The organism is Slackia faecicanis, from assembly GCF_003725295.1.
In the GTDB taxonomy this organism is placed as follows: Bacteria; Actinomycetota; Coriobacteriia; order Coriobacteriales; family Eggerthellaceae; genus Slackia; species Slackia faecicanis.
Genome location: NZ_QICB01000013.1, coordinates 1 through 5,145 on the forward strand (window position 1 = coordinate 1; position 5,145 = coordinate 5,145).

The 5,145-nt window shown below is 63.4% G+C and carries 3 rRNA genes; all 3 read left to right on the plus strand.

Features of this window, described 5'->3' with window-relative positions:
* Positions 1-3: 3 nt before the first annotated feature.
* Positions 4-1,515, plus strand: a 16S ribosomal RNA gene (locus DMP07_RS08630).
* A 414-nt stretch (positions 1,516-1,929) separates the two neighbouring features.
* Positions 1,930-4,904: ribosomal RNA gene (locus DMP07_RS08635) — 23S ribosomal RNA — on the plus strand.
* A 123-nt stretch (positions 4,905-5,027) separates the two neighbouring features.
* Positions 5,028-5,141, plus strand: a 5S ribosomal RNA gene (gene rrf / locus DMP07_RS08640).
* Together the 16S, 23S and 5S rRNA genes form the textbook arrangement of a ribosomal RNA operon.
* The last annotated feature ends 4 nt before the right edge of the window (positions 5,142-5,145 follow it).

Below are 5,145 nucleotides of genomic sequence, written 5' to 3' on the forward strand. Positions count from 1 at the left end.
TTTCGAACGGAGAGTTTGATCCTGGCTCAGGATGAACGCTGGCGGCGTGCCTAACACATGCAAGTCGAACGGTTAAGGCGCCTTCGGGCGCGAATAGAGTGGCGAACGGGTGAGTAACGCGTGGCCAACCTGCCCCCTCCTCCGGGACAACCTCGGGAAACCGAGGCTAATACCGGATGCTCCGGGCCCCCCGCATGGGGGGCCCGGGAAAGCCCAGGCGGGAGGGGATGGGGCCGCGTCCCATCAGGTAGTAGGCGGGGTGACGGCCCACCTAGCTGACGACGGGTAGCCGGACTGAGAGGTCGATCGGCCACATTGGGACTGAGACACGGCCCAGACTCCTACGGGAGGCAGCAGTGGGGAATTTTGCGCAATGGGGGAAACCCTGACGCAGCAACGCCGCGTGCGGGACGAAGGCCTTCGGGTCGTAAACCGCTTTCGGCAGGGAAGAATTTTGACGGTACCTGCAGAAGAAGCCCCGGCTAACTACGTGCCAGCAGCCGCGGTAATACGTAGGGGGCGAGCGTTATCCGGATTCATTGGGCGTAAAGCGCGCGTAGGCGTCTCCTCAAGCGGCACCGTCGAAGCCGGGGGCTCAACCCCCGGAAGCGGGCCGAACTGGGGGGATCGAGTGCGGTAGGGGCAGGCGGAATTCCCGGTGTAGCGGTGAAATGCGCAGATATCGGGAAGAACACCGACGGCGAAGGCAGCCTGCTGGGCCGGCACTGACGCTGAGGCGCGAAAGCTGGGGGAGCGAACAGGATTAGATACCCTGGTAGTCCCAGCCGTAAACGATGGGCGCTAGGTGTGGGGGAGCCATTCCTCCGTGCCGCAGCCAACGCATTAAGCGCCCCGCCTGGGGAGTACGGCCGCAAGGCTAAAACTCAAAGGAATTGACGGGGGCCCGCACAAGCAGCGGAGCATGTGGCTTAATTCGAAGCAACGCGAAGAACCTTACCAGGGCTTGACATCACCGTGAGCCGGCGGAGACGCCGGGGCCGAAAGGAGCGGTGACAGGTGGTGCATGGCTGTCGTCAGCTCGTGTCGTGAGATGTTGGGTTAAGTCCCGCAACGAGCGCAACCCCCGCCGTATGTTGCCATCGGGTAATGCCGGGCACTCGTACGGGACCGCCGGAGCCAATCCGGAGGAAGGCGGGGACGACGTCAAGTCATCATGCCCCTCATGCCCTGGGCTGCACACGTGCTACAATGGCCGGTACAACGGGCCGCCACGCCGCGAGGCGGAGCGAATCCCTCAAAGCCGGCCCCAGTTCGGATCGCAGGCTGCAACCCGCCTGCGTGAAGCCGGAGTTGCTAGTAATCGCGGATCAGCATGCCGCGGTGAATACGTTCCCGGGCCTTGTACACACCGCCCGTCACACCACCCGAGTCGTCTGCACCCGAAGCCGCCGGCCGAACCCGAAAGGGGCGGAGGCGTCGAAGGTGTGGAGGGTGAGGGGGGTGAAGTCGTAACAAGGTAGCCGTACCGGAAGGTGCGGCTGGATCACCTCCTTTCTAGGGAGACCTAGTACCTCGAAAGACCCGAGCGCGCCGGTCCGCGCCGGGCCGCCTGGCCCATTCCGTCCCAGCATCCGGCTTCCAGGGTCTCCTGGAGGCACCTTGAAAGCCGCATAGCGTTTTACGAGAAGAATCTCGATTCAAATGCGCAACCACGAACGAATCGTGAAGCTGTTATAACAGGAAAAGACCCACTAGAAAGTCTTTCCCTCAGGCTTCCGCTTCGGGTGGTCGCATCGAGATCGCGAATAGAACATTCGATCGATTTGGGAAACCTAACATTTGGATTCCCGATCGGCCGACGATATTCTCTAACTGATACTTTTTTCTGTTGCATATCAATTATTCGATAGCAACCGGACTATTGACTCTTAGGAAACACGTTCCGGGAGGGCATGCGCCCTCCTCGGAAGGCAAGATACTAAGGGCGCACGGCGGATGCCTTGGCATCGGAAGTCGACGAAGGGCGCGGCAAGCTGCGATAAGCCCCGGGGAGGCGCAAACGGCCTTCGATCCGGGGGTGCCCGAATGGGGAAACCCGCCTGGGGCCATGCCCAGGCACCCCCGCCCGAATACATAGGGCGGCGGGAGGCAACCGGGGGAACTGAAACATCTAAGTACCCCGAGGAGGAGAAATCAAACGAGATTGCGCGAGTAGCGGCGAGCGAAAGCGCACCCAGCCCAAACCCGAGCATGCGTTACAGCCCGAAGGCGCTGCTGCTCGGGGGTCGTGGGACCGCACCGCCCGGGGCTTCGGAGCCCGGGGCGCGGTGAAAAAGTGGCTGCTCAGCGGAACGGCATGGGAAGGCCGGCGATACAGGGTGAAGGCCCCGTACGCGAAGAGCAGACCGCCCGCGCGATGCGGGTCCCGAGTAGCGCCGGACACGAGGAATCCGGCGCGAAGCAGGGGGGACCGCCCTCCAAGGCTGAATACTCTCCGATGACCGATAGCGAACCAGTACCGTGAGGGAAAGGTGAAAAGCACCCCGAGAGGGGAGTGAAACAGTACCTGAAACCGTGCGCCTACAAGCAGTCGGAGCGGACGTTTACGTTCCGTGACGGCGTGCCTTTTGTAGAATGAGCCTGCGAGTCGCGGCGCGCGGCGAGGTTAAGGAAGACCGAGCCGCAGCGAAAGCGAGTCTGAACAGGGCGTTCAGTCGCGCGCCGCGGACGCGAAGCCGGGTGAGCTATCCATGGGCAGGCTGAAGCGGGGGTAAGACCCCGTGGAGGGCCGAACCCACTTCGGTTGAAAACGGAGGGGATGACCCGTGGATAGGGGTGAAAGGCCAATCAAACCCGGAGATATCTCGTTCTCCCCGAAATAGCTTTAGGGCTAGCGTCGGGCGATATCGCGCGGAGGTAGAGCACTGGAATCTCGAGGGGGCTTCACCGCCTACCGACAGATACCAAACTCCGAATGCCGCGCGAGGTACCCCGGCAGTCAGAGCATGTGGGCTAAGCTGTGTGCTCGAGAGGGAAACAGCCCAGACCGCCCGCTAAGGCCCCCAAGTCCGTGCTGAGTGGCAAAGGATGTGCGTTTGCCTAGACAACCAGGATGTTGGCTTAGAAGCAGCCATGCATTTAAAGAGTGCGTAACAGCTCACTGGTCAAGTGGACATGCGCCGACAATTCACGGGGCTAAGCACGGCGCCGAAGCGGCGGACCGTATATATACGATGGTAGGGGAGCTTTCAGCGCAGGGCCGAAGCCGGAGGGGCGACCCCCGGTGGACCGCGCTGAAGTGAGGATGCAGGCATGAGTAGCGAGAGAGGGGCGAGAAACCCCTCCGCCGTAAGCCCGAGGTTTCCTGGGCGAGGCTAATCCCCCCAGGGTCAGCCGGGAGCTAAGGCGAGGCCGGAAGGCGTAGCCGATGCGCAGCGGGCGGACATTCCCGCGCCGCCGCGCGCCGCTATCGACCGACGGGGCGACGGAGAAGGGTAGCCGGGCGGGGTTCTGGACGTCCCCGTGAAAGCGCGTAGGGAGAAGGGCAGGCAAATCCGCCCTTCATACATCCCGAGACGCGAGACGAAGCTTCGAGCGAAGCCGGCGAGCCCATGCTCCCTAGAAAAACCCCTAGGCAGGCGACGCGGCGCCCGTACCGAAAACCGACACAGGTGGGCGGGTAGAGGATACCGAGGCGATCGGGGGAACCATGGTCAAGGAACTCGGCATAATGGTCCCGTAACCTAGGGAGAAGGGACGCCCCCGGGGGTGGAGGAGCTCGCCTCCCGAGCCCCCGGGGGCCGCAGCGAAACGGCCCAAGCGACTGTTTATCAAAAACACAGGACTCTGCAAAGCCGCAAGGCGACGTATAGGGTCTGACGCCTGCCCGGTGCCGGAAGGTCACGGGGATCCGTCAGCCGCAAGGCGAAGCGGTGAACCCAAGCCCCGGTAAACGGCGGCCGTAACTATAACGGTCCTAAGGTAGCGAAATTCCTTGTCGGGTAAGTTCCGACCTGCACGAACGGCGTAACGACTTGGGCGCTGTCTCGACCATGGACCCGGCGAAATTGCACTATTCGTGAAGATGCGAATTACCCGCGGAAGGACGGAAAGACCCCGTGAACCTTTACTGCAGCTTGGCATTGGCCGACGGCGCGTCGCGTAGAGGATAGGCAGGAGCCCGCGAAGCGGGGGCGCAAGCCCCCGTGGAGGCGACCTTGGAATACTGCCCTCGTCGCGTCGGCGGCCTAACCCCGACCCTTGAAGCAGGGCGGGGGACCGTGCCAGGCGGGTAGTTTGACTGGGGCGGTCGCCTCCCAAAGAGTAACGGAGGCGCGCGCAAGGTTGGCTCAGGACGGTCGGCAACCGTCCGCGGAGCGCAAGAGTGCAAGCCAGCCTGACTGCGAGGCCCACAAGCCGAGCAGGGACGAAAGTCGGCTCTAGTGATCCGGCGGCCCCGAGCGGAAGGGCCGTCGCTCAACGGATAAAAGGTACTCCGGGGATAACAGGCTGATCTTGCCCAAGAGTCCACATCGACGGCAAGGTTTGGCACCTCGATGTCGGCTCATCGCATCCTGGGGCTGGAGCAGGTCCCAAGGGTACGGCTGTTCGCCGTTTAAAGCGGTACGCGAGCTGGGTTCAGAACGTCGTGAGACAGTTCGGTCCCTATCCTCCGTGGGCGCAGGAGAACTGAGGAGGTCTACCCCTAGTACGAGAGGACCGGGGCGGACGGGCCTCTGGTGTCCCGGTTGTCGACCAACGGCACGGCCGGCTAGCCACGCCCGGAACGGATAACCGCTGAAAGCATCTAAGCGGGAAGCCGTCTCCGAGATGAGTTCTCCCTTCGGTAAGGGCCCTCGTAGACCACGAGGTCGATAGGCCGCAGCTGCAAGCGCCGCGAGGCGTTCAGGCGAGCGGTACTAATAGCCCGAGCTCTTGCCATCCGAGCCCGGAATCTCCCGGGCGCGCGGTCTCGAGCGAAGGAGGGTTTTCTTCTCAGAAGCGCCATGCGGCCTTCAGGGCGCCCCCTAGGGGAGCGCCTGGAACGCGCGGGCAGCGCCCCGCGCGAGCGCGACCACGGAGGCGGGGATCGCCCGGTCCCATGCCGAACCCGGCAGCTAAGCCCGCCATCGCCCGACGTACTGCGGTGTAGTCCGCGGAAGGCAGGGTCGTCGCGCTCGCGCG